Here is a 22,611-nt window from a genome sequence, read left to right as displayed (position 1 = left end):
TGGAGTCGACTCGGCTTCCGCCCCTCCCCACGTCCGTATCCGGAGACAGAACATGCCCGTGCCCACAGCCGCCCGTGCCACAACGGAGTCAGCCGCGCGACAGAAAGCCCCGCCCGGCTGGCTGGTCGTACTCCTGGCCACTTCCTGCGGGCTGACCGTGGCCAACCTCTACTACGCCCAGCCGCTCCTGGAGATGCTGCGCCGGACCTTCCAGCTCCAGGACTCGACCGCCGGCCTGCTGATCACCCTGACCCAGCTCGGCTACGCCGTCGGCATGGTGTTCCTGGTCCCCCTCGGCGACCGCATCGAGAACTCCCGTCTGGTCTCCGTCCTGCTCACCGTCACGGCCCTGGCCATGGCCGTCGGCGGCCTCGCCCCCGCCTTCACCGTCCTGCTCATCGCCGCACTCGTCGCGGGCGCCACCTCCGTCGTCGCACAGGTCCTCGTCCCCTACGCCGCCGACCTCGCCCCCGATCACCTGCGCGGCACCGTGGTGGGCAAGGTCATGAGCGGACTGCTGGCCGGGATCCTGCTCTCCCGCACCGTCGGCAGTCTGCTCGCGGACGTCGCGGGCTGGCGCACCGTCTACCTGGCCTCCGCAGCGCTGATGGCGATCCTGGCCCTCGTCCTGCGCCGCGCGCTGCCCCACCGGGCCCCCACCAGCACCGATTCCTACACCGCGCTGCTGTGTTCCACGGCCCGCCTGATCCGCAGGCACCCGCAGCTACGCCGCCGGTCCTTCTACCACGCCTGCATGTTCGCCGCCTTCAGCGCGTTCTGGACGACCATCTCCTACGTCCTGACCACCGCGCCGTACAACTACTCCCAGCTCCAGGTCGGTCTGTTCGCTTTCGTCGGCGCCGCCGGCGCACTCGTCGCCCCTCTCGCGGGCCGCCTCGCCGACCGAGGGCTCGCCCACCGGCTCACCCCCGTGACCTGCCTGCTCGCCTGCGCCACCCTCATCTGGGCCGGCCTGGCCGCCCACCAGATCCTCGTCCTCGCCGCCGCCGCAGTCCTCCTGGACTGCGCCGTGCAGTGCTCCCTGATCTTCGGACAGCACACCATCTACCAACTCGACGCAGACGCCCGCGCCCGGATCACCAGCGTCTACATCGCCACCTTCTTCATCGGCGGCGCCATCGGCTCCCAACTCGGCACCCTTGCCTACCACTTGGGTGACTGGCACGCGGTCACCCTCACCGCGGCAGCCTTCCCCGTCCTCGCCGCGCTCGCCTGGACCACCGACCGCACCCACACCAGCAGGAAGCGCCGGGCCGCGGGCACCACATGAAGCCTGCTCCGCCTGCCCTCGCCGTCTTCGAGCTCGACGAAGCGTGCTGCGGTCAGGGACTTGCGGGCTCCGGCACGCCTTCCACCGCGTCGGCCGGCAGCCGCATCGTCTCCCGGGCCAGGACGGTCGCATCGGTGGCCCGGCCTGATGCGGTCAGCGCAGTGATCGCGGATACCGCCTGCCCGGCCCGGTCGGCGTAGGCACGGGCGTCGGCGTACGCGACGTACCCGTGCTGCGCGAACGGGCCGATGTCGAGCAGCTCACGGATGCGGGCCCGGACCCCGGCCAGGTCTCCCCGAGCGCTCGCCGCCCGGAACTCCGGACGGCGGCGCAGTCTGCCGGTCCTTGGCGACATGCTCGCGTACGAGGGCGAGCAGATCCTCCCCGGACAGGCCGGGACGCGCTCGGAGTTGTCGAGGAACGTGCCGGGAAGGCCGTGGCGCGCGTTCCTGCGGCGGATCAGCGGCGGGCGACGGTCGGCAGCACGACTGGCCGGGCATCCCGCGCTTGGACACGCCGTGGCAGGACACGATTTCGGGCGGACGGACCGGCTGGCGCCGGCGGGAGGCCAATCTGGACGGCGAGCCGGTGTTCGGCGTCGACTACCTGATCTGCCGCACCTGCCGGCTCGGCTGGGTGGAACAGCCCCACAGCGACCCGGAGTTTCAGCGGTGCGGTCTCGCCTCGGCGGGCCTGGCCGCCCTCCGTACGGAGAACCCGGGACTCTTCTGGCACGCCCTCGGCGGCCATTTCCGCGACTACGAGCCGTTCTGGGTCGGCACCGACGTGCCGGGCGGCTACCAGCAGCGCGAACTGTGTCGGTCGGCCTCGGCCCGATCGAGAGCGACGGGGTGGTGGAGGTAGCCGGGGTTAACAGCGCGGGCGTGTGACGTGGGTCATCGATGGTGGGTGTTACAAGGCGCTGGGGAGCGGCGTCTCGTGTGCATCAGGCGGACGTCCGCGGGCCGCAGTCGTTGCAGAAAGGACTCGCCGTCGAAGCCATGGACGCCGATTGTCGAGTGAGCGCGTTCCACCCTGATCGACGGCGTCGCAGTGACGTCATAGCGGTATTGATTTCGGACGCCATAGCTCGTACGCCCTGACCTCAATTTGTTCGTGCAAGACGATCACAATGAGGAGGTTCCACCATGGGGAACAACAACACACGACCCATGCTCCGGAAATTCGCCGCTTTGTCGTTGGCCACCGCCGCGGTCGGCGTCTTCGCTGTGGGCAGCGCAGATGCCGATACCTCGAAAAAGGACCGGCGCGAGGTCTTCGAACTCCAGCTCAAAGACCTTGAGCACAAGCCTATTGACCTCGGCCCGGCAGGGCCTAGCCTGGGCGATATGAGCGCCTACTGCGCCACCGCCGTAGAGAACGGCCGCAAGGTCGGATATGGGGCTGGGACGGCTCAGGTCGTTCATGTCGAGGGCAAGAAAGTCACGTCGCAGGCCGTGATCACGCTGGAACTCAAGCGTGGCTCTCTGACGATGCAATCGCTGCGGACGAACGAAGCGAGTTCGCTCGACATGGCCATCACCGGCGGCACAGGCGCCTTCAATGGCGCCCGGGGCACTGTTCGCTACTGGGACATCGCCACGCCGGATGAGAGGATGCGTGTCGAAATACTGCGCTGAGCGCATTCCACCCTGATCTCGCCGCGCGAGCACCGGTCGCGCCAACTCACCCGGCCGGCCGTTGTCGCCAACCGCGTGGCCCGAGGGCTGCGCAGGGCAGTTCCGGAAGGGGCACTCAGGACCGGCCGGTACGTTCATCCCGGCGTTCGGCCTCACGATCCAGGGCCGCGAACGGGTGCGGGCCGAGGCGGGTGAGCGCGCTGTCGTGTGATTTTGCAGGCGTTCCCTGTCCGGCTGGATGCGTTCGGGTGTTCGGTGGGCTGCTGTAGAGCGTCGGGACGGACCCTCTCGCGCCTGCCATTGTCCGTACCGTCGGCGGGGTCACCGGTGCTGCGCTTGGGCGTTATCGGCCTGTGGGCGTCGCCCGCGTGGACAGCGTCGAGGACCGCTCGCAGAGTGACCGGCGGTTCCTGAACGCGGTGGCGCACGTGATGAGCGCCCGGGGTCCGTACTCCTGTCGTAGGCGCGACGCCGTCGCCCGCGCTTCTGCGACGCCGGAACCAAGGAGACCCTGCCTGAGGAGGCGTACCGCGCTGAGGTTGATCCGTGCCTCGGAGCGCAGCATGCGTTGCTGGAGATGGGCCGACGTGATCTGGCGTACACCCCACGGCCGCGGCGGTCTCGGCGCGGTGACCCGTACGTACAAAGGGGATGGACGCGTTCGCGCTGCCGGCCCAGGCGGCATCGCACGTGATTCACGCCAAGTCCCGGGTGTGGGAAGAGATCGAGGTCATGCCCGAGTCCCGCTGTGTCGCGGTGTCGAAGTTCTGTGCGACGGTGGGGACGGTTGGGCGGAGATCCGCGAGTTGCTCGCCGCGTCCTCGCTCACGGACGACGACCTGCGAGCCTTCCTCGACGGAGGTTGACGGCCCGCCAGGTCGTCGGTATCAGGCTTGCGCGGGCCGTCCGCGCGTGGCCCGCGGGCCTTACGGTCGCGGTCGCGGGTTCCGGCGAGCGGTCGGCCGACACCATCGAACGCGTCCTGTTCGCCCTTGCCCGCGCAGGCATCAACCCCGACGACCTGGCCTGACCTCCACCGGGTGGCGGGCCGGCGGCGGGCGTCGCCAGGCGCGAGCAGGTTCGTCAGCTCCGCGATCGCCGCAGGCGAGGGTGTGACGCAGCGGCTGAGGTTGTCCGGCTTGCGGTGCCGCGACTCGGCCATCAGCAGCAGCACGTTCACCCCGTCTCGCTGCCCGAGGTGCGTCAGCGCGCTGTGCCGGAATTCGTGCAGGTCCCACGTCCTCGCGCGCGGCCGACCCGCGTCGTCGGACCTGTGCGCCCTGGACCCCGGCCGGCGCGCGGCGCCGGCCGGGGTCCAGGTCCTCGACGTTCAGCCCCCGAGTCTCCTCGCTCCGGGCCGCGGTCTCGTAGAGCATCCGACAGAGCGTCTTCTCCCTGATCCCGACGTCGCGCCGGGCGATAGGCCGGTCGATCGCGGGCCGGGAGCGCACTGGCGTCTCGGAGTCCGGGGTCGGCAGCCGCTTCGCCCACTCGCGAGGACACCAGGGCCGTCGGACGAGGTGAGTTCGCGCAGGGCCAGATGGGCGCCGCCGATACGGACCGGGTTCATGTGCGTCGACCGGCGTCCCGTTCGGTGGCCGCCGCCTTCGGCCGCGGGGTGTTCATCAGGACCGCGACGACCAGCGCGCCGGACACGATGATCCCCGCCGCCCAGGTGGCGGCCGTCTGGAAGCCTTCCAGCGCCGCCTGCTTGACGAGGTTCGGGCTGGGGGCCCGCGTGGCATGCGAGGCCAGGTGGTCCGCGGTCGCGCTGGTGGCGATCGTGTTGAGCAGCGCGGTGCCGATCGAACTGCCGACCTGCTGCGCGGTGTTGACCCCGGCCGAGGCGACGCCCGCGTCGTCGGGGTCGACTCCGTGGGTGGCGTAGTTGTAGGCCACCGGCATGATCAGGCCCGCCCCGAGGCCGGCCATGAGCCCCGCGACCAGCACACCGCCCGCATAAGAGGTGTCGGTGTCGATGGTGAGCATCCACGACATGCCGCCGGAGAGGATCAGCATGCCCGGCACGACGAGCGCCCGCGGCGGGACCTTCGGCAGCAGCCGGGCGGCGATCCCGCCCGCCGACACCAGGACCGCCACCGTCATCGGGAGGAACGCGACGCCGGTCTTGACCGGCGAGTACCCCTTGACGGCCTGGAGGTAGTAGGTCATGAACAGGAACGCCCCGAACATGCCGATCATGGCCAGTCCCGCGCCCAGATAGGCGCCGCCGCGGGTACGGCTGGCGACCACGCGCAGCGGCAGCAGCGGCTGTGCCACCCGGCTCTCGACGTAGGCGAAGGCGACGAGCAGCAGCGCACCGGCGGCCAGCAGGCCGACGACCTGGACCGATCCCCAGCCGTCGGACTCGGCGCGGGTGGTGCCGTACACGATCGCGATCAGACCGCCTGTCACCAGCAGTACGCCGGGAATATCGAACCGGGCCTTGCCCTCGCGCCGCGTCTCGGTCAGCAGCGCGGATCCGCCGACCGCCGCGACCAGGGCGATCGGGACGCTGATGTACAGACACCAGCGCCAGTCCACGTACTCGGTCAGCGCCCCGCCCGCGAGCAGCCCGAGCGCGCCCGCGGCGGCGGTGATACCGCCCCAGATCCCGAACGCCTTGGCACGCTCCTTCGGCTCGGTGAAGGTCACGGTCAGCAGCGAGAGGGCCGACGGGCCGAGGAGTGCCGCGAACGCGCCTTGCAGGGCACGGGCGATGAGCAGTGTCTCGAAGTCGCCGGCCGCGCCGCCGAGCGCGGAGGCGCCCGCGAATCCGATCAGTCCGATCAGGAACGTGCGCTTGCGTCCGGTGTAGTCGGCGATCCTCCCGCCGAGCAGCAGCAGGCTGCCGAACGCGAGGGTGTACGCGGTGATGATCCACTGCCGGTCGCCGTCCGAGATCCCCAGATCTCGCTGGAGGGTCGGCAGGGCGATGTTCACCACCGTGCCGTCCAGAACGATCATGAGTTGGGCCAGCACGATGAAGAGCAGTGCGGACCAGCGGCGCGGATCGGCGGTCGGCGCCTGCGCCGTCGTGGCTGTCGTGACTTCCATGACTCGGTCCTCACTCGTGGTGCTTGAGCCGCCGGATCGTCCGTGCGGCGTACGGGCGACCACAAGACGTCGGCCCCCGGAACCCCGTAACAGGAGCAGGAGTGTGAGGTACGCCATTGACGACGGGTGTGACGAGTCGAGGGGCAGCGGCGTCGTATGCCAGGCACGCGGCACACGTACGCCAAGCAGGTAGGAGCGGACATGAACGAGCGCGGCGGACAGGCGGCGGACAAGGAACCGGGGACCGGCAGAACGGAACCGATGGCGGACGGCGGCCGCGTCGTCGCGGCGACCGAGGCGTTCGTCACCCACCGCGCCCCGCTGTTCACCGTCGCCCACGAGATGCTCGGCTCGTCCGCCGACGCCGAAGGCGTCCTCCAGGAGACCTGGCTGCCCGGGCCGCTGTTGACCGCGCCCGACGTCGCCGAGAACGTCGAACTCGCGGACAGCTACGAGAAAAGCCTCCGACCCCGCGCTTTCGCAGGTCAGAGGCGATTCTGTGGAGTGCCCCCAACGGGGCCCCGACCTTTTCGGGGCGTTGCCTGACAGGGGTGAGCTGACGCTCAAGGGGAGGGTGCCGTTGGAGCGGTGGCGCAGGAAGGCTCCGATGGGAGAAGAGGCGTGATGGACTGCTGGGATTTGCTCCGCCGTCTTGTGGCCAGCAGCGCATGTGGGAGCGCATCTGGCCGGGTGGGGTGCCGGCCCAGGCAGGCAGGATGACTCTCGACATCCGCGGACCGAGGCCAAGGCCATGAACCTTTGAGCTTATCGCTCGACCGGTAACGGTATAGCAGGTCGGTTAGGGGCAGAGCCAGGTGTCACCGCGCCCACCTCGCCAGGCCGATGGAGCGGTGGTCGGCGGCGTAGTGGCCTCGCCGCGAGCGGGCGGTGTGCAACTCGCGAGCGTGCCGATGGCCGTAGACGAAGGACAGCAGGAGAAGGCAGTGATCGAACTGGTTCCGGTATCGCATGGTGCGAGACTGTTGAGGTGAGTGGATTACGAAGAAGGGCTGATCATGGATAGGCCTGATACGGACAAGGCTCTGCACGCCCTCGGCCTGATGGTCAGAGAGGCCGCAGGGACAGACAGGGCCTTGGCTATGATCGCGGAGGAACTCTGCGGCGGGCAGTACGGTCGCCTTCTGATCGCGGGTGAATCTACGAGCCGCGTCATCAAAGTATGCAATGAGTTGGTCGATGCCCATGACGACATCTCGAAAACCCTCAAATCTGCCCTGAAGGTTCTTACCAAAGAATCCGAATCGTTGTTCAGGGTGAGGCATCGGTACGTGCATGGCAGTTGGGCCGTGGACGGTACTACATCTGAGCCTCAACTGATGTTGACGAAGCGATTCCAGGCGCATCCCAATTTTGAGAAGTTCTCAATCGCTGAACTTCATGAGTTGGCTGCAAAATTCAATCTGATGCACGACAGGCTAATGGATTGGCTACTTCAGATCTGCTCGCCTGGGTATCAGGCGGGTGACTTGCTGAAGGCCAGGGAGGAGCAGCTACGGAACTTGAGAGGGGGGAATTGATTTATATCTCGTTGAGCGCTGACCCTTATAGGGGGAATTCATGTTCTTCAGGTTGGCGTCAACAGCGCGATGCCTATTTCGTCATCCCCCGTCTAACAAGTCTGAGGCACGACGCCGACCGGGGGCGGTCGACATTATGGCCCCCAGCATCAGTTCGCCAGTGGCCAAGCACTCCCCGATGTACGCCTCCACAGCGTCACGATCCGCCCCGACAGGAAGCGGTGCCAGCCCCAGGGACACGACAACCGGGCCGCCTTGCGCGACGAAGTCGGACCATGTTGCCCCGATAGTGGTCCCCAGCAGGAAGTCACAGCCGTCGACCCGGATGGCGGCCTTGCCGCCGTGCAAGGTCAGTCGCGGGCCGATGTCCGGCAAGGGGCATCGGGACGAGACGAGACCGAGCGCGGTCCCGAGCGAGCGCATGTCCTCGCGGAGCGCCGCCGCGGATTCGCCCGAACGGCGAGGCGGCGGGTGGGCGATCAGCAGGAACGCGACGCTGCCAGCCGGAGTGACATCGATCCATGTGGTTGTCACCACCGAGCAGAGCAGACCTGGCGTTGGCGCAGTCGGGGCATGGGCGGAGGTGTCGTGAGGGTGAGGAGGTTCGGCCCCGACCTTCCGCTCGTCCACTGGTTGCGCACTCATGGCGTACCCGTACCGCTCGTCGAAGCCACGTGCTCCGCGAGCACGGCGTGCAACGCCTCCGCGTCGGCGAGTGGCCACGGCTGGCGGCCCGGCTCCGCGAGCCAGTACGGGCCCGGCGGGGCAATGCGCTCCGGTGGCGGGACGACGACGAACGTCGCCACTCCGAGCAACCGTACGTTCGCCAGCTCCCACTCATCCGTGGCGCGCGGAGGGACGAAGAAGTACAGCGCCTGTTCTTGCGGGTCCACCAGGATCGCGCCCGGCGCCGAGCCGAGCTTGTCGAGCACGGTCAGTGCCACAGCATGGGGCACACGGACCGCGTCCCATTCCACTCCCGCGGGCAGGATGCGCGTACCGATGGGTCCCGGTGTTTCCTTGTCGAGCGTCGACATCGCCGTCTCTCCGTCGCGTGAGGGGCTTGCGACGGTAGGACCGGCGATCGCCGACGACCCGAACTCTCAGTTCGGGTAGACCAAGGGCTCGGGAGGCGGCCCTTCAGAGCATCCCCAGGCGCTCCGCGAGCGCACTGACCGGAGCCCGGTACGTCGACCGTGCCCGGTCCAGAAGCTGGCGCACCAGGTCCCGCCCCTCCCGGCTGTGCGCGAGGTCCTCGGGCGCCAGAGTCTCGATCTCCAGCAGATGAACGAGCACCGCAGCGTCCTCGCGCCGCTGTGCGTAGCACCGGGCGACGTCCAGCATGAAGGTGAACTGACGCTCGCGCGAGGGCAGGGCCCGGACGTCGACCTCGTCGGCGATGCGCAGGGCCTCGGCGGTGTGACCCGCCTCCATCTCGATGCTCAGGCGGTGCAGCGTGACGTTGGTCGGGCCGAAGACGGTGTGCTGCACGTTCCCTTCGCCCACCTGCCGGGCACGGGGCGCTGCCTCGTGGTCCAAGCGCTCCGTGGCCGCGTCCCAGCGCTTGCGGCGTGTGCAACTCGTGGCGGCCACCAGATCGAGCGCGCCGACCATGGCCACAGCCTCCGGGGATTCCTCGCCCGGCGCGGTGCTCCGGACCTGCTGGATCGCGTGTTCGGCCACGGCCTCGGCGCCCGCGGGGTCTCCGTCGGCCAGCAGCACATGCCCGAGGTTCCAGTGCGCGGCGGCGATACGGATCGGGTCGTCGGCGTCCTCGGCGGCCCGCCGGGCGCGGTCGGCGACCATCAGCGACAGGTCGACCCTGCCCGTACGACGGCAGTACGAGCGCAGCAGGCCGTACAAGTCGGCGGTGCAGCACAGCACTTCCCGCCGCGCCGACGCCTCCCCCGGAGACCGGTGCGCGCGGGCCGCCAGCTCGACGTCCGCGATCAGCGGAGGCAGGATCCGTGCCGCTTCGGAGAAACGGGACTCCGACGTCTGCCACATTCGCCACGCCGCCTCGACCCGCTCCCGCAGCACGGAAGGTGCGGGAGCCTCTGAAGCGCGGACAGCAGGAGGCCGCATCAGCGCATCCGTGACGGTCGGCGCGATACAGGCCTCGGCCCGGGCGTGCTCCTGCTCGCCGTCCAGCAGAACCGCGAGCGAGACTCCCAACTCGCGGCTGATGAGCAGCAGCACGTCCACCGACGGCATCTTCAGGCCCCGTTCGATCTGGGACAGATACGCCTCGGTGATGCCGCAGAGCCCGGCCACCGCTGCCTGGGTACGACCAGAGCGTTCCCGAGCGCGCCTGATGCGTGCTCCGATGGGAAGCCGTGCCGTACCCACGTCCGTATCACCTCGCGGTTCCGGGGCCGGGCCGTACGGTCAGCGTAGAAGCGGCTGGGCAGACAGGCGCCTGCTTGTACCGATCGAGTGAACGAGTGGAGGGGCCGATGGTCAGGCTCGTGCTGTGGGACATCGACCACACCCTGATCACGATGCGCGGCGTCGGACGCGAGGTGTTCGGCGAGGCGTTCCGGCAGGTGACGGGGCGCGAGATGCAGCGCCAGGCCCGCGTCGACGGCATGACGGACGCGGTGATCTTCCGCGAGACCGCCAAGCTCCATGGCCTCGGCACCAGCCGCGAGGACTTCGACCGCTTCGCCGACGCCCTGGCCGAGGCCCACCTGCGCCACGCCCCCAGGATCCGCGAACGCGGTCACGCGCTGGCCGGCGCCGCCGCGGCTCTCAGCGGCCTCGCCGCGCTCGGTCTGCCCCAGACCGTCGTCACGGGGAACGTACGTGGCTCGGCGGAGGTCAAGCTCCGGGTGTTCGGCCTGGACTCCCAGATCGACTGGGATCTCGGCGCCTACGGCGACGATGCCGACGAGCGTGCCGACCTGGTCCGCCTCGCTCTCGACCGGGCCCGCCAGCCCCGTATGCCGGATCTCACCCCGTCCGACACTGTCCTGATCGGGGACACGCCCGCCGACGTGGGTGCGGGGCTCGCGTGCGGTGTCCGCGTCATCGCGGTCGCCACCGGCCGCAGCGACGCGCACGAACTCCGGGCGGCCGGAGCCCAGACGGTCTTGCCGGACCTGGCCGATACGGAGGCACTGATCAAGAGCGTGGACGGTGATCCGAAGTAGTAGCGATGTGGGTACCCACCGACGGGCTTGTCCGTGTTCCTTTCCGGGGGCCCATTAGGCGGGCCAGCCCCGGTAGCCACTCTTCCCCTGGTCAGCTACGCCGTGACGGGGACCCGCGCTGTCCCAGACTGAAGGAGCTCTTGCTCTTCGATTCAGACGGGAGGGCGGACGCCGTGACGGCGGTGAGGCCGCGGGTGCGGAGAAGTGGTTGATGCCGAAGGGGTGACAGACCATCCGTCCGTCTCTCCTTCCTTGCTCATGGGTGTTCTCCCTTGGCCATCAGTGCCGATCGAGGACGAAGCGAACGCCCCGACGCTGTCCAAACGACTACCCGCCCTGGCCAGGGCGACGTCCCCCGGGCCAGTTGCTGGCCCGCTGTCGAAAATGCCCCTGCCGCGCGGTCTTTTACAGTGCCCACGCGATGACGGGACAGGGGGAAGTCATGGCACCACCGCACAACCCGTACACGCGGCACGTCGACCCGCGAGGCCCCAGCGCAATCCGGCAGAACAGCCCCCCGGAAGACCGCAGTTGGCGCTACGATTTTCCAGGTGAGAGCCCCCGCATCCGGCGCTTCACCGGAAGAGCGCTCTACGTCGGCGGCGCCGAGGGCGAACGGCTGCGCGGTGAGCTGGCCGAGGTGACACATCAGCTCCTCACCTGGGCGGCCGAGCAGCGTTCCTGGCGCTGGCCGTCAGAAGGCCAGGCACCATGACGCCTCAACGCAACTCACCCGACGACCCAACGACCCTCCGCCTCCCCGTGGGTCACGCGGAGCAACCTCCGCGCATGTCCGACCTGGCGGTGTCCCCGTTCGCCATGCCCACGGCTCTCCTGCGCGGTGAGGTCCGCGTCGCGTTCGCCGGGCGGACGTCGACCGAGGACCGGCAGGACCCGCGCCAGTCCCTGCTGCGGCAGCTCGAACGGTCGAAGGCCGCCATCCCCGCCGCGTGGGCCGTCGTCTGCCACTTCTACGACGTGGAATCGGGCCGCCTCGAACTCGACCAACGCGGTCACGGGACCGACACCGAGCACCGGTTCGGCATCCCCATTCCTCGCGACGGCGGCATCGACGATCTCCTGACCGAGGCCCAGCGCGCCGACCGCCGCTTCGACGTGGTGATCTGCGAGACACCCAGCCGCGTCGCGCGCCGTATGTACGAGGGTCTGTCCGTGGAGCGCGCGCTGGAAGGCGTCGGCGTGCCCCTCCTCGCCTCGAACGAGCCCATCAAGCTCGACGGCGGACGCGCCCAGCAGATCCTCCACCGTCGCATCAACCAGTCCATCGCCGAGTACGAGGTCTTCAACATCCTGGAGACCTCCTGGGGCGGCCTGTGCACCCACGTCCGCGAGGGCTGGAACATCGGCCAGCCGCCGTACGGATACACGGCCAGGACCTACCGCCACCCCAACCCCGCCCGCGCGGCCAAGGGCGCCACCAAGTCGCGATTGGAGCCTGACCCCGACCGGGGCCCGGTGGTGACGCAGATCGCGCTGTGGCGCTACTACGAGCGCATCGGCTACGGCGAGATCGCGGACCGCCTGGACGCGGACCTGGAACGCCATCCGCCGCCCACCCCACCGGGCGGTCCCGCGCGGGCACGCGGGCACTGGGGGAAGTCCACGGTCGGCGACATCCTCAGGAACCCGAAGTACACCGGCTTCCAGGTGTTCAACCGCCGGGCGACGAAATCGAAGAAGGGGGCTCACAACGCCCCGTCCCTGTGGGTCTGGTCGCCCGAACCCACTCACGAGCCCCTGGTCCCGAAGTGGATGTTCGATGCGATCAACGAACGGCGGCAGGAGGGCAGGGGCTCCCGACGGCAGAGCGCGCCGCACTCCTCAGTGGGAAAGAACCCGCCGTTCCTGTTCCGCGGTCGGCTCCGATGTGGCTGCAACCGCCGGATGGAGGGCAAGCGGCGCCCCAGCCGCACTTACGTCTTCTACGAGTGCTGGCCGACCCGGAACAACCGGGGGCGCCCCGAGGTCCATGCCGGGCATCAGAAGACGACGTATGTCCGCGAGGACGTGCTCCTGCACGCCGTCTCCGCCTTCCTCGCCGACCGGCTGTTCGGCCCGCAGCGCGGGAAGCTGCTCGCTGCCGACCTGGCCGCCCGTGACGACCGTGCCTGGCGTGCGTACGAGAAGGAGCGGGAGCGGCTTCAACAGGCTGTGGACGACTTCGCCCGACGACAGCGCAACATCCGGCGGCGGGCCCAGGAGTGCGAGCCGGACGATCCGTTCGCGACCGGACTACGGGAGGACTACCGCGCGCTGGAGAGGCAACGGCGGGACGCCGAGCAGCGGCTGAACACGCTCACCGCCGCCGAGCCCGAGCGGCCCGAGCGCCCGTCCGCCGAGGACGCGGGACTGCTGGATGCTCTGCCCTACCTGCGGCTCAACCTCGCGGGCGCACCGGCGCAGCTCCTGCGACGGCTCTTCGACGCCACCAACCTGGAGGTGCGGCTCAGCAAGGAGGGTGACGGGGCGGAGATCTGCATCACACTGCCCGCGTCGCACCTGAAGGACATCGCCGAAACGGCGGAAAAGGTGGAGAAAAGAGGGCCGGATACTCAGAAGCACGCCCTCGCGGAGGAGAGCGTGCCCCGAAGTTGTGGGTGCCCCCAACGGGATTCGAACCCGTGCTACCGCCTTGAAAGGGCGGCGTCCTGGGCCACTAGACGATGAGGGCCGACGGCCCACCTGGCGCTTTCGCAAGCGCTTCGGGGACCCGAGCAGCATATGGGATGTGGCGACGGTTCGCCAAAACACTTCCGGCTCAGTCGTCCCCCGGGGACGGTGACGGGGACGCACCCGGTCTGACCTCCTCGGGGAGGTGGCGGGCGACCTCGGCCCTGGAGAGGCCGAGGCCGCCGAGGGTGATCTCGTCCCAGGCCTGGAGCCTGTCGGAGTCGCGGTCCAGGTAGAGGACCGACGCCTGGACCTTCTGGGGCTCGTCGCCCTCGACGGCGCGGAGGCCGCCGCCGCCCGTGGAGCCCTCGATCTTGAGGCGGGTGCCCTTGTCGAGGACCTCCTCGTGCCGGTTGTGTTTGTGCCCGGCGAGGGCGAGGGGGACCAGGCCGTCGGTCTGGCGGGACAGTTCGGGGTTGTGGGCGACGGCGATGTCGACGGGGGTGTCGGCGGCCTTCTGGGCGCGCAGCGCGCCCGCGAGCTTCCGGCCCTCCTCGCGTTCCGCCTCGTCGCCCCGCGCCTCCGTCGAGCGGTCGGGGGTGAACTGGGGGTCGCCCCAGCCCGCCAGGCGGAGGCCCGCGACGTTCACGGGGACGCCCGAGTCCAGGACGTGGACGCCCTTGCCCGAACCCTTGCCCGACCCCTTCTCCGCCTTGTCGCCGAGCTTCCGCACCGCGTCCTGGGTGGTGAGGGAGTCGTGGTTGCCGCGTACCCAGACGTACGGGGCGCCCAGATCGGGGATCGGGTCCAGGAAGCCGTTCTCGGCGCTCGTGCCGTGGTCCATCGTGTCGCCCGTGTCGATGATCACGTCGATGTCGTACTGCTCGACGAGCGAGCGGATGATCTCCCACGCGGCCGGATTGAGGTGGATGTCCGAGACGTGCAGGACGCGGGTGGTCGACGGGTCGGGCTCGTACGCGGGGAGGGTGGAGGCCGTGTCGTAGAGCTTGGCGACATTGGTGACCAGGCGGGCCAGCTCCTGCTGGTAGACGTCGAACTCGGTGGCGATGCTGCGCGCGTTGCCGACGACCGACGGCGCGCTCGCCAGCAGCCCGGAGAACTTCGGCTCCAGCACCGACTTCGGGTTCCACGTCGCGAACGCGGTCGCGCTCGACGCCAGCAGCAGCGCGAGCGCCAGCCCGCCCGCCGCCAGCGCGCGCCGCGGGCGCCGGTAGACCGCGAGCCCCAGCGCGAGCGGGCCCGCGACGACCGCGATCGCCGAGCGCAGCGCCAGTCCGAACGTGCCCGAGCGTACGTCCGAGGCGATCTCGTCCCGGAACGTCTGGCCCTGGAGCCGTTCCGGGTGGTCGACGAGCGCCGAGGCCCGCTCCTGGTCGAGCTGGTTGACGTCGACGTCGAGCCTCAGCGGCGCGTCGTGGCTGCGCAGTTCCAGCGCGCCCAGCGGCGAGACGTTGATCTTCGTGCCGCCCGTGAACGACGGACGTAACGTCATCCGCGTGTCCATCGGCCCCACGGACGCGTGCACGCTGCCGACGATCAGCAGCCCGAGCCACGCCCCGAGCAGCGTCACGGCGATCAGCCCGACGCCCCGCCAGTAGGGGTGCGGGGCGTGCGTGAGGGACGCGGTGGGGGTGGTGTGGTGCGCGCGGTACCGGCGCAGGGCGCCCGCGGCCAGCCTCCGGCTCCAGCCCGCCGCGGCGCGGAACGGCTTCGTGGCTACGCGGGCCATGCTGCGAGTGTTGCCGCTCGGCGCCGCCCCTAAGCGCCGCCCCCCGGCGCCGCGCCCAAACGCCGCCCCGGGCGCCGCGCCCAAACGCCGCCCCGGGCGCCGCGCCCAAACGCCGCCCCGGGCGCCGCGCCCAAACGCCGCCCCGGGCGCCGCGCCCAAACGCCGCCCCGGGCACTGCCCCGGGCGCCCCCTCCCTCCCCCGTGCCGCGCGCGGGCCCGTGCTGCACGACAATGGCCGGGTGCTGGAGATGACGCGCGAGGAGTTCGAGGAACTGGTCGCCCAGGCGCTCGACCGTATTCCGCCCGAGCTGACCAGGCTGATGGACAACGTCGCGGTGTTCGTCGAGGACGAGCCCCCCGCCGAGGACCCCGAGCTGCTCGGCCTCTACGAGGGGACGCCGCTGACCGAGCGCGGCGAGTGGTACGCGGGCGTCCTGCCGGACCGCATCACGATCTACCGGGGCCCGACGATGCGCATGGTCGCCCGGGAGGACGGGGACCGTGAGCTGGTCGTCGAGGAGGTCGAGATCACGGTGGTGCACGAGATCGCCCACCACTTCGGCATCGACGACGACCGTCTCCACGCCCTCGGCTACGGCTGAGCGGCCCTCCGCCGCGGGCGCGGGCGCGGGGAGCGTCGTGCGGCGCCCGCGCCGTGCGGGGACGGTTGTGCGCCGTGCTGCGCGCGGTGAGCGCCGTGGCGCGTGACCTGTTGGGGTGAAGGGGAGTTGGGCAAGGAAGCCGGGTGCGAGGCACCCGCCCTTCCCCCGCGCCTGGAGGTCCCGCCGTGAGCCGTCAGCGCTCGTCCCGTGCCGCCCGAACCACCGCCGGCGTACTGATACTCGCGGCCGTCTCCACGCTCAGCGGCTGCATGACGGTGCACGGCGCCGACGACGCGGGCGACGGGGCCGGCACCTCTCCCGTCGGCAGCCGGGCGGACGAGCAGGGCAGCGGGGCCGAGCCCGAGGGCGGCGTCACCCGCCCCGGGTACGGCGGGGACGACGGGGACGACCGCGCGCGCAAGGGGCGCAAGGGCGGGAAGGGCGACCACGGGGACAAGAAGTCACGCAAGCGCTCCCGGGACGGCGACGACGACGGCGACGGGCGCGGCGGCCGCGGCGGCGGCGCGGGCGGCGCCGGGGGCGGTACGGGCGACGGCACCTCGGCCGGGCCCTCCGGCTCCCCCTCGGGCGGCACCGGCGGCGAGCCCGACCACCCCCGGCCCCCGGAGCCGACCCGGCCGCCCGGCAGCGGCGGTGGCGGCGCGGGCGGCGGCGCGGGCGGCGGTTCCGGCGGCAGCTCCCCCTCGGACCCGCCACCGACGGTCTCCCCGACGCCGACCGGCCCCGAGCCCTCGCCCACCAGGACGGAGGCGTCCCCGAGCTGGACGAGCCCGTCGACCACGCCCCGCCAGGCGTGAGAGTGCCCCGGTCCTCCCGGCCCGACGGGCGCGGGGAGGGCCGGGGCACCCGCATTTGCGCTGCCGTGTGAGGGCCGCGTATGCTGGTAGATCGTTTGATCCCATTTGCCCGGCGCCGCAAGCAGAGCGCGCCGCGTGGCGCGTTCCTCTCTGGCCGTGGCTGACCGCACTGAGGCGGTCGTTTGCGAATTCACGGAGTTCTGGGCGCGTGCCGAATGACTCCGGAAGGTTCGCACTTCGCATGTCTGTTGCCACCCCTGAAGCCGTCTCCGTCCTGCCCGAGGACGAGGAGACCGTCACCTTCGCCGACCTCGGTCTGGCCGACCCTGTCGTGCGCAAGCTCGCCCAGAACGGTGTGACGTCCCCGTTCCCGATCCAGGCCGCGACCATCCCGGACGCGCTGGAGGGCAAGGACGTCCTCGGCCGCGGCCGTACCGGCTCCGGCAAGACCCTCTCCTTCGGCCTCCCGCTGCTGACCCGCCTGAGCGGCGGCCGTACGGAGCGCAAGCGTCCCCGCGGCGTGATCCTCACGCCCACCCGCGAGCTGGCCATGCAGGTCTCCGACGCGCTCCAGCCGTACGGTGACACGCTCGGCCTCCGGCTCAAGGTCGTCTGCGGCGGCACCTCGATGGCCAACCAGATCTCGGCCCTGGAGCGCGGCGTCGACATCCTCGTCGCCACCCCGGGCCGGCTGCGCGACCTGATCAACCGCGGCTCCTGCTCCCTCGACGACGTGCAGACCGCGATCCTCGACGAGGCCGACCAGATGGCCGACCTCGGCTTCCTGCCCGAGGTCACCGAGATCCTCGACCTCGTCCCCGAGGGCGGCCAGCGCATGCTCTTCTCCGCGACGATGGAGAAGGAGATCGACTCGCTGGTGAAGCGTTACCTCGTGGACCCGGTCTCGCACGAGGTCGACGCCGCCCAGGGCGCCGTCACGACCATGACGCACCACGTGCTCGTCGTGAAGCCGCGCGACAAGGCCCCCGTCACCGCCGCCATCGCCGCGCGCAAGGGCCGCACCATCATCTTCGTCCGCACCCAGCTCGGCGCCGACCGCGTCGCCGAGCAGCTCCGCGAGGCGGGCGTGCGCGCCGACGCGCTGCACGGCGGCATGACCCAGGGCGCGCGTACGCGCACGCTGGAGGACTTCAAGGGCGGCAAGGTCAACGTGCTGGTCGCCACCGACGTCGCCGCGCGCGGCATCCACGTCGACGGCATCGACCTCGTCCTCAACGTCGACCCGGCCGGCGACCACAAGGACTACCTCCACCGCTCGGGCCGTACGGCGCGCGCCGGGGAGTCCGGCACGGTCGTCTCGCTCGCCCTGCCGCACCAGCGCCGCCAGATCTTCCGGCTGATGGAGGACGCGGGCGTCGACGCCACGCGCCACATCATCGGCCGCGGCGACGTCTTCGACGAGGACGTGGCCCGTATCACCGGCGCCCGCTCCCTCACCGAGCTCCAGGCCGAGTCGCTGACGAACTCGGCGCGCCAGGCCGAGCGCGAGGCCAAGCAGCTCGCCCGCCAGTTGGAGAAGCTGGAGCGCCGCGCGACCGAGCTGCGCGAGGAGGCCACGCTGCTGGTCGCCCGCGCCGCGCGCGAGCGCGGCGACGACCCGGACGCGGCCGTCGCCGCGGCCGCCGAGGCCGAGGCCGAGGTGGCCGCCGCCGAGGCGAAGGCGGAGGCCGAGCGCCGCGAGCGCGCGGAGCGTGCCGAGCGCGAGAAGCGGGAGCGCCGCGAGGGCGACCGCGGCGACCGCAACGGCTACGACCGCCGGGACAAGCGCCCGTACGACCGAGGCGACCGCCGGGACGACCGCGGCGGCGACCGCGGGGGCTTCCGCCGCGACCGCGACGACCGCCCGTACAACCGGGACAGGGACCGCGACCGGGACCGCGACCGCCGCTCGTACGACCGCGGCGACCGCGGCGACCGTGGTGACCGGAACGACCGCCGCGACGACCGTGGCGACCGCCGGGACGACCGCGGCAACTTCCGCCGGGACAACGACCGTGGCGGCTTCCGCCGCGACGACCGCCCGTTCCACCGGAGCGACCGCCGCGACGACCGCCGCCCCCAGGGCCGCGGCACCTCCCACGGCCCCGGCCGCAACGGTGCCCCGCGCACCTCGGACCGCCGCGCCGACAAGCCCCGCTGGAAGCGCAACGGCTGACCGACCCCACCTCGGCGGTATCGAAGGCAGCTTCGAAGGTGGAATGCCTTCGAAGCCCGCCGGAGGCCCGGGCTATGCTGCTCGGTGCGGGCCGTTAGCTCAATTGGCAGAGCAGTGGACTTTTAATCCATTGGTTGTGGGTTCGAGTCCCACACGGCCTACTGCCGGCAGGGAGGGCGTTGCCCTCTGACCTGCGACGAAGCGCCCGGACCGAGATGATCGGTCCGGGCGCTTCGATGTTCGGCCAGCAGGACGGTGAACACCGTCGTCGGGTCGGACGGTCGGGGTCCCACCGCCGCTACCGCTCGGTGGACTCCGCGGTGGGCCGGTCGGAGAGCTTCAGCCAGACGACGCCGCCGATGATCAGCGCGAGCCAGGCGGCCTTGCCCAGGGTGAGGGTCTCGGGGAAGAAGACCGGACCGAGCAGGGCGGCTCCGACGGCGCCGATCCCGGCCCACACCGCGTAGCCGATCCCGACGTCGATGGTGCGCAGGGAGATGCTCAGGGCCAGCAGGGTGAGCAGGAAGAACACCACCGCGACGATCGACCAGGGCAGGACGGTGAATCCCTGGCTGCCGCCCACGGCGAGGGCGTATCCGACTTCGAAGAATCCGGCGAGCAGGAGGACCAGCCAGGCCCGGGGGCGCTTGCCGGTCGCGGCGGCGGAGTTCGGACCGGTGGTGGTGGCGGCGGTGTCGGTGGCGTTGTCGGTGGCGGCTGCTGCGGTGGCGGTGGACATGGGGTTCCTCTCGGGCGAGTGCGGGTGACGGGGTGGGGCGGGCCGTGGCGGGGGTCAGGCGGTGCCGGTGAGCTGGAGTCCGACGACACCGGCGATGACGGCGGCGATCCCGAGGAGCTTGCGCCAGTCGAGACGCTGGCCGAAGAAGAGGGCTCCCAGGAAGACGATCCCGACGCCTGCGGCGGAGGTCCAGATCGCGTAGCCGACCCCGACCTCGAAGGTGATCAGCGCCAGGCTCAGGACGTAGGTGGCGATGCCGCCGCTGACCAGCGTGGCGATCGACCAGCCGAGACGGGTGAAGCCCTGGGCCTTGCCGGCGGAGATGGCCACGGCGACCTCGAAGACGACGGCGATGGCGAGGTAGAGCCAGTGCATGAGGGGTTCCTTCCGGGTGTGTGGTTCACGTAGTGGTGCGCGTAGTGGTCTACGTGGTGGTTCAGAGGCGTCAGGCGGACGCGGGGTGGTGCAGGGCGCGGTAGCGGGTGAAGGGCGCCGGCGCCCGGCTCACGGGCAGATGCCGGGCATCCCGCTCCAGGGGAAGCGGCTCGGTCCCGCCGCTCGGGTATCCGGACCGGTAGTCGAAGCCCCACGCGGCGGCCGTGTCGCGGCCCGCCGCGTAGTGGACCTCGGCGATGCCGTGGGCGGCGGCGAAGCGGTAGCACATGCCGCAGGGTTCACCGGTCGCCAGGAGCGCGGCGCCCCGGACCCCGGCGGCTCCGTGCTCGCGTACGGCCTGCCGGATCGCGGTGATCTCGGCGTGGGCGGTGGGATCGCCGGTCTCCAGGACGAGATTCACGCCGGGTGCGGAGACCCGGCCGTCGGAGTGGAGCAGTTGCCCGACGAAGGGGAGCCCACCGGAGTCGACATGCCGGACGCAGAGGTCCACGGCCTTGGTCATCAAGTCCCCTGGAGCACGGGTGGGTTCACTCACGACACGGCCACGTCTTCCAGGGCGCGTCGGATGACCCCTTCGGTGGCCACGCCTTCGATGCGCCGGTCGCCGATCACGAGGGTCGGTACGACGGTGATCTTCTGCCGTGCCGACTCGGCCAGGGCCTCCCGGTGCCGCTCGGCGTACCACTCGTCGTCCAGGGCCCGGGTGTAGCCGGCCGGGTCCAGGCCGGCCTCCTCGGCCAGGCGTGCCAGGACCGCCCGGTCCCCGATGTCGAGGTCCTCCCGGAAGAAGGCCGCCATGAGGCGCTGGTGGTAGGCGTGCCCACGGCCGTGGTCCTGGGCGTACTGGGCGCCCCGGAAGGCGAGTTCGGTGTAGGGCTGCGGGGAGACGCTGGGGAGCCGCATCGGGATCCGGTGGTGCCGGGCCATCGGGTAGACGGCACGGTTCCAGATCTCGGGCAGATACGGGTCCTCCGGGCGCAGGGTGGGCGTGGGGCGAGGACGCAGCTCGTGGGGGTGGTGCACCACTTCGACGTCCGGGAGGTCCGTCACCGCCCGTTCGATCAGCTCGTCGGCGATCAGGCAGAACGGGCAGACGTAGTCGGACCAGATATGGATCTTTGCCGCCATGTTCGCCTCCGGCTTCCTCCGGCGCACCCTGTGTGCGCCGTGCCTGTACCTTCGGTCTTCACACCGGTGTCAGGTGCAACGCCGACGGCGCCGGTCCCCCGGCGGGCGGCGGCCAGGAGGAGCCATGCGGATAGGCGAGTTGGCGGAGGCGACCGGCGTGAGCAGCCGCTCGCTCCGGTACTACGAGGAGCACGGTCTGATCCGCTCCGAGCGCACTGCGGGCGGATGGCGGGACTTCGACCCGTCGATGGTGGACCGCGTGGTGATGATCCAGCACCTGTTCGCGGCGGGCCTGGGCAGCGGCACCATCGACCAGGTGCTGCCCTGCCTGGACGCTCCGGTCGAGGAGCGCAACGGCGAGATGGAGCGGCTGTTCGCCGAGCAGGCCGAGCGGCTCGCGGCGAAGCAGCGCGACATCGAGCGCGAGCGCGAAACCCTCCAGGCCCTCCGCCGCGAAACGGCCCTTCCCGGCGCCACCCCCTGAGGCGACCGGCACTGTGAGCGCGGCGGGCGCCCCCCGGCCGCGTTGCTCGCGGCCCGACGGAAGCGAGCCGTCGGCCGCGAGCGGTCCGTCCGGCCCTTGAGGGGAGTACGGTGACGCCATCGGGAGCATTTCGCACACCGGCCCCGATGCCGGTGTCGTTCCCGGTGAGGGACGACACCGGGCGACTGCCCTCGCGCGGGAGCCCGGAGACAGGTTCGCGCAGTGTCCGCGATCACCGATCATCCTCCTCCGCCAGGGGCTGTGCCCTTCAGGGCTCCTACCGCCCGCCTCGCGCTGAAGCCCGTGAGCCCGTCCCGGATCCCCGGTGAACTGGACGGCGCCTGGTGGCCGCGTACACGCGATCTGACGAGCGAACTGTCCGCTCTCGCGGACGTGCTGGATCCGCTGTGGGGGCGGATCACCCGTATCGCCGTCGACCGGCGCGGCTGGCCGGTCATCCCGCGCAGGCTCTTCGTCAACGGTCATGTGGTGAAGGTCGGCTGGTTCGACTCGGAGCGGGATCCGCACAGGGTCCTGCTGCTGTCCTATACGGCGGGCCGCTGGGATCTCCTCGTGATCCCCCCGGAGACCGCTGTCCCCTCGGCGACCCGGCTGCTGGCCGCCGCGAGCGTGCGCGCCGGCTCGCCGATGACGGCGACCGCGCTCATGGCGGCGGAACAGGCCCGCCATGACGGCGTGTCCGAGCCGCCGGTCCGCCCGCCTCACGGCGCGGCGCGCGCCGCACGCCGTCTTCGGTGAGGGGCGCTCGGCAGGGCCGCGCGAGTGGCCTCAGACGTGACAGCGGCCTCAGACGTGACAGTCGGCCGCTGCCGCCATGAGGCGTTCCGCGGGCTCCTCGGCCGTGTCCGGAGGGACGACCAGCAGGTCCCAGCGCCCGCGGCCCGGTGAGAGGAGGATGACCGTGTTCGGGGCGGAGGCCGCCAGCGTCCTGCCGAGCCGCACGATCCGGTCGCCGACGAGAACGTGGCCGGGAGCCGCGGACCACGCCGCCCCGTTGACCATCACGCTGGTGATGTGGCCCCACGCGCGCGGCAGCCCGGCGAGCGGAGAGCGAACCGACGGGCGGAAGCGCGTTGACACATTCCCTCGGCGAACGTTGACTGGCGTCACCGCACGAGGGGAGCCCGCCGGGAACACGCCCCTGCGGAGCACCGGAACACCGGAGCACTGGTGCATCGGTGCATCGGT

Annotated in this window: 23 protein-coding genes, 2 tRNA genes and 2 pseudogenes; 14 read left to right on the top strand and 13 right to left on the bottom strand. The window is 71.0% G+C overall.

The genetic code is table 11. From position 1 onward, the window contains the following. Window positions 1-52: 52 nt before the first annotated feature. Window positions 53-1,291, top strand: a complete 1,239-nt coding sequence (locus tag ABD343_RS10585; RefSeq protein WP_344526543.1) for an MFS transporter — start codon at window positions 53-55, stop codon at window positions 1,289-1,291. Between the two features lie 67 nt (window positions 1,292-1,358). Here ABD343_RS10585 and ABD343_RS10580 read toward each other — a convergent pair. Next, a pseudogene (locus ABD343_RS10580) lies at window positions 1,359-1,686 on the bottom strand (SWIM zinc finger family protein); the annotation flags it as partial. A 112-nt stretch (window positions 1,687-1,798) separates the two neighbouring features. Here ABD343_RS10580 and ABD343_RS10575 point away from each other — a divergent pair. Both ABD343_RS10575 and ABD343_RS10570 read left to right on the top strand, forming a co-directional pair. Beyond that, entirely contained in the window at window positions 1,799-2,155 is a 357-nt protein-coding gene (locus tag ABD343_RS10575; RefSeq protein WP_344526541.1) for a hypothetical protein, read from the top strand. Between the two features lie 284 nt (window positions 2,156-2,439). Continuing rightward, entirely contained in the window at window positions 2,440-2,931 is a 492-nt protein-coding gene (locus ABD343_RS10570) for an allene oxide cyclase barrel-like domain-containing protein (protein ID WP_344526539.1), read from the top strand. A 1,566-nt stretch (window positions 2,932-4,497) separates the two neighbouring features. Here the strand turns inward: ABD343_RS10570 and ABD343_RS10560 are convergent. Beyond that, complete coding sequence (locus tag ABD343_RS10560; RefSeq protein ID WP_344526537.1) at window positions 4,498-5,988, bottom strand: MFS transporter; 1,491 nt, start codon at window positions 5,986-5,988, stop codon at window positions 4,498-4,500. 201 nt (window positions 5,989-6,189) lie between these two features. Between ABD343_RS10560 and ABD343_RS40980 the strand changes: the two genes are divergently transcribed. Then, the gene (locus tag ABD343_RS40980; protein WP_425578150.1) at window positions 6,190-6,534 is read left to right on the top strand and encodes a hypothetical protein; all 345 of its coding nucleotides are present in this window, start codon (window positions 6,190-6,192) and stop codon (window positions 6,532-6,534) included. A gap of 272 nt (window positions 6,535-6,806) precedes the next feature. On the opposite strand, the gene ABD343_RS10550 is transcribed toward ABD343_RS40980, so the two are convergent. Continuing rightward, window positions 6,807-6,959, bottom strand: a complete 153-nt coding sequence (locus ABD343_RS10550) for a hypothetical protein (protein WP_344526535.1) — start codon at window positions 6,957-6,959, stop codon at window positions 6,807-6,809. Between the two features lie 21 nt (window positions 6,960-6,980). Here ABD343_RS10550 and ABD343_RS10545 point away from each other — a divergent pair, with 21 nt between their 5' ends. After that, on the top strand, window positions 6,981-7,526 hold the full coding sequence (locus ABD343_RS10545) for a hypothetical protein (protein ID WP_344526533.1): 546 nt from the start codon (window positions 6,981-6,983) through the stop codon (window positions 7,524-7,526). Window positions 7,527-8,167: 641 nt separating this feature from the next. Here the strand turns inward: ABD343_RS10545 and ABD343_RS10540 are convergent. Together ABD343_RS10540 and ABD343_RS10535 are read right to left on the bottom strand one after the other, a co-directional pair. Next, a complete protein-coding gene (locus tag ABD343_RS10540; RefSeq protein WP_344526531.1) occupies window positions 8,168-8,563 on the bottom strand; it encodes a hypothetical protein in 396 nt (131 codons plus the stop codon). Window positions 8,564-8,666: 103 nt separating this feature from the next. Next, window positions 8,667-9,875 carry a helix-turn-helix domain-containing protein gene (locus ABD343_RS10535; protein WP_344526529.1) on the bottom strand — a complete coding sequence of 403 codons (1,209 nt, stop codon included), beginning with the start codon at window positions 9,873-9,875 and terminating at the stop codon, window positions 8,667-8,669. Window positions 9,876-9,982: 107 nt separating this feature from the next. Between ABD343_RS10535 and ABD343_RS10530 the strand changes: the two genes are divergently transcribed. Together ABD343_RS10530 and ABD343_RS10525 are read left to right on the top strand one after the other, a co-directional pair. Beyond that, entirely contained in the window at window positions 9,983-10,678 is a 696-nt protein-coding gene (locus ABD343_RS10530) for an HAD family hydrolase (RefSeq protein ID WP_344526527.1), read from the top strand. A gap of 442 nt (window positions 10,679-11,120) precedes the next feature. Continuing rightward, entirely contained in the window at window positions 11,121-11,393 is a 273-nt protein-coding gene (locus tag ABD343_RS10525; protein WP_344526525.1) for a hypothetical protein, read from the top strand. 14 nt (window positions 11,394-11,407) lie between these two features. On the opposite strand, the gene ABD343_RS10520 is transcribed toward ABD343_RS10525, so the two are convergent. Then, window positions 11,408-12,022, bottom strand: coding sequence for a hypothetical protein (locus ABD343_RS10520; RefSeq protein WP_344526523.1), 615 nt, complete (start codon window positions 12,020-12,022; stop codon window positions 11,408-11,410). Window positions 12,023-12,154: 132 nt separating this feature from the next. On the opposite strand from ABD343_RS10520, the pseudogene ABD343_RS40975 reads away from it, so the two are divergent. Beyond that, window positions 12,155-12,721, top strand: a pseudogene (locus ABD343_RS40975) (recombinase family protein); the annotation flags it as partial. 576 nt (window positions 12,722-13,297) lie between these two features. On the opposite strand, the gene ABD343_RS10515 reads toward ABD343_RS40975, so the two are convergent. Beyond that, a tRNA-Glu gene (locus ABD343_RS10515) sits at window positions 13,298-13,370 on the bottom strand. A gap of 87 nt (window positions 13,371-13,457) precedes the next feature. Continuing rightward, window positions 13,458-15,059: a metallophosphoesterase family protein gene (locus tag ABD343_RS10510; RefSeq protein WP_344526521.1), complete on the bottom strand. Its 1,602-nt coding sequence runs from the start codon at window positions 15,057-15,059 to the stop codon at window positions 13,458-13,460. A gap of 239 nt (window positions 15,060-15,298) precedes the next feature. Here ABD343_RS10510 and ABD343_RS10505 point away from each other — a divergent pair, with 239 nt between their 5' ends. The 4 genes from ABD343_RS10505 to ABD343_RS10490 all read left to right on the top strand — a co-directional run bounded on the left by ABD343_RS10505 (window position 15,299) and on the right by ABD343_RS10490 (window position 18,816). After that, window positions 15,299-15,661, top strand: coding sequence for a metallopeptidase family protein (locus ABD343_RS10505; RefSeq protein ID WP_344526519.1), 363 nt, complete (start codon window positions 15,299-15,301; stop codon window positions 15,659-15,661). A gap of 185 nt (window positions 15,662-15,846) precedes the next feature. Further along, window positions 15,847-16,479 (top strand): hypothetical protein, encoded by a 633-nt coding sequence (locus ABD343_RS10500; protein ID WP_344526517.1) that lies wholly within the window; start codon window positions 15,847-15,849, stop codon window positions 16,477-16,479. Window positions 16,480-16,720: 241 nt separating this feature from the next. Further along, on the top strand, window positions 16,721-18,655 hold the full coding sequence (locus ABD343_RS10495; protein WP_344526515.1) for a DEAD/DEAH box helicase: 1,935 nt from the start codon (window positions 16,721-16,723) through the stop codon (window positions 18,653-18,655). Window positions 18,656-18,743: 88 nt separating this feature from the next. Beyond that, window positions 18,744-18,816, top strand: a tRNA-Lys gene (locus ABD343_RS10490). Between the two features lie 137 nt (window positions 18,817-18,953). On the opposite strand, the gene ABD343_RS10485 is transcribed toward ABD343_RS10490, so the two are convergent. The 4 genes from ABD343_RS10485 to ABD343_RS10470 form a co-directional block, all read right to left on the bottom strand. Next, complete coding sequence (locus ABD343_RS10485; RefSeq protein ID WP_344526513.1) at window positions 18,954-19,394, bottom strand: DMT family transporter; 441 nt, start codon at window positions 19,392-19,394, stop codon at window positions 18,954-18,956. A gap of 54 nt (window positions 19,395-19,448) precedes the next feature. Beyond that, a complete protein-coding gene (locus ABD343_RS10480; RefSeq protein ID WP_344526511.1) occupies window positions 19,449-19,769 on the bottom strand; it encodes a DMT family transporter in 321 nt (106 codons plus the stop codon). A 70-nt stretch (window positions 19,770-19,839) separates the two neighbouring features. After that, window positions 19,840-20,292, bottom strand: a complete 453-nt coding sequence (locus tag ABD343_RS10475; protein ID WP_344526509.1) for a nucleoside deaminase — start codon at window positions 20,290-20,292, stop codon at window positions 19,840-19,842. A gap of 29 nt (window positions 20,293-20,321) precedes the next feature. Then, window positions 20,322-20,918: a DsbA family oxidoreductase gene (locus tag ABD343_RS10470; protein WP_344526507.1), complete on the bottom strand. Its 597-nt coding sequence runs from the start codon at window positions 20,916-20,918 to the stop codon at window positions 20,322-20,324. Window positions 20,919-21,042: 124 nt separating this feature from the next. On the opposite strand from ABD343_RS10470, the gene ABD343_RS10465 reads away from it, so the two are divergent. Then, window positions 21,043-21,402: a MerR family transcriptional regulator gene (locus ABD343_RS10465; protein ID WP_344526505.1), complete on the top strand. Its 360-nt coding sequence runs from the start codon at window positions 21,043-21,045 to the stop codon at window positions 21,400-21,402. 303 nt (window positions 21,403-21,705) lie between these two features. After that, a complete protein-coding gene (locus ABD343_RS10460) occupies window positions 21,706-22,161 on the top strand; it encodes a DUF5994 family protein (RefSeq protein WP_344526503.1) in 456 nt (151 codons plus the stop codon). A gap of 48 nt (window positions 22,162-22,209) precedes the next feature. Here ABD343_RS10460 and ABD343_RS10455 read toward each other — a convergent pair whose 3' ends face one another. After that, window positions 22,210-22,503 (bottom strand): DUF5994 family protein, encoded by a 294-nt coding sequence (locus ABD343_RS10455; protein ID WP_344526501.1) that lies wholly within the window; start codon window positions 22,501-22,503, stop codon window positions 22,210-22,212. Between the last annotated feature and the right edge of the window lie 108 nt (window positions 22,504-22,611).

The organism is Streptomyces albiaxialis (assembly GCF_039530985.1).
In the GTDB taxonomy this organism is placed as follows: Bacteria; Actinomycetota; Actinomycetes; order Streptomycetales; family Streptomycetaceae; genus Streptomyces; species Streptomyces albiaxialis.
The sequence above is the reverse complement of the archived record's forward strand: the minus strand, read 5'-3'. Positions and strand labels throughout refer to the sequence as shown.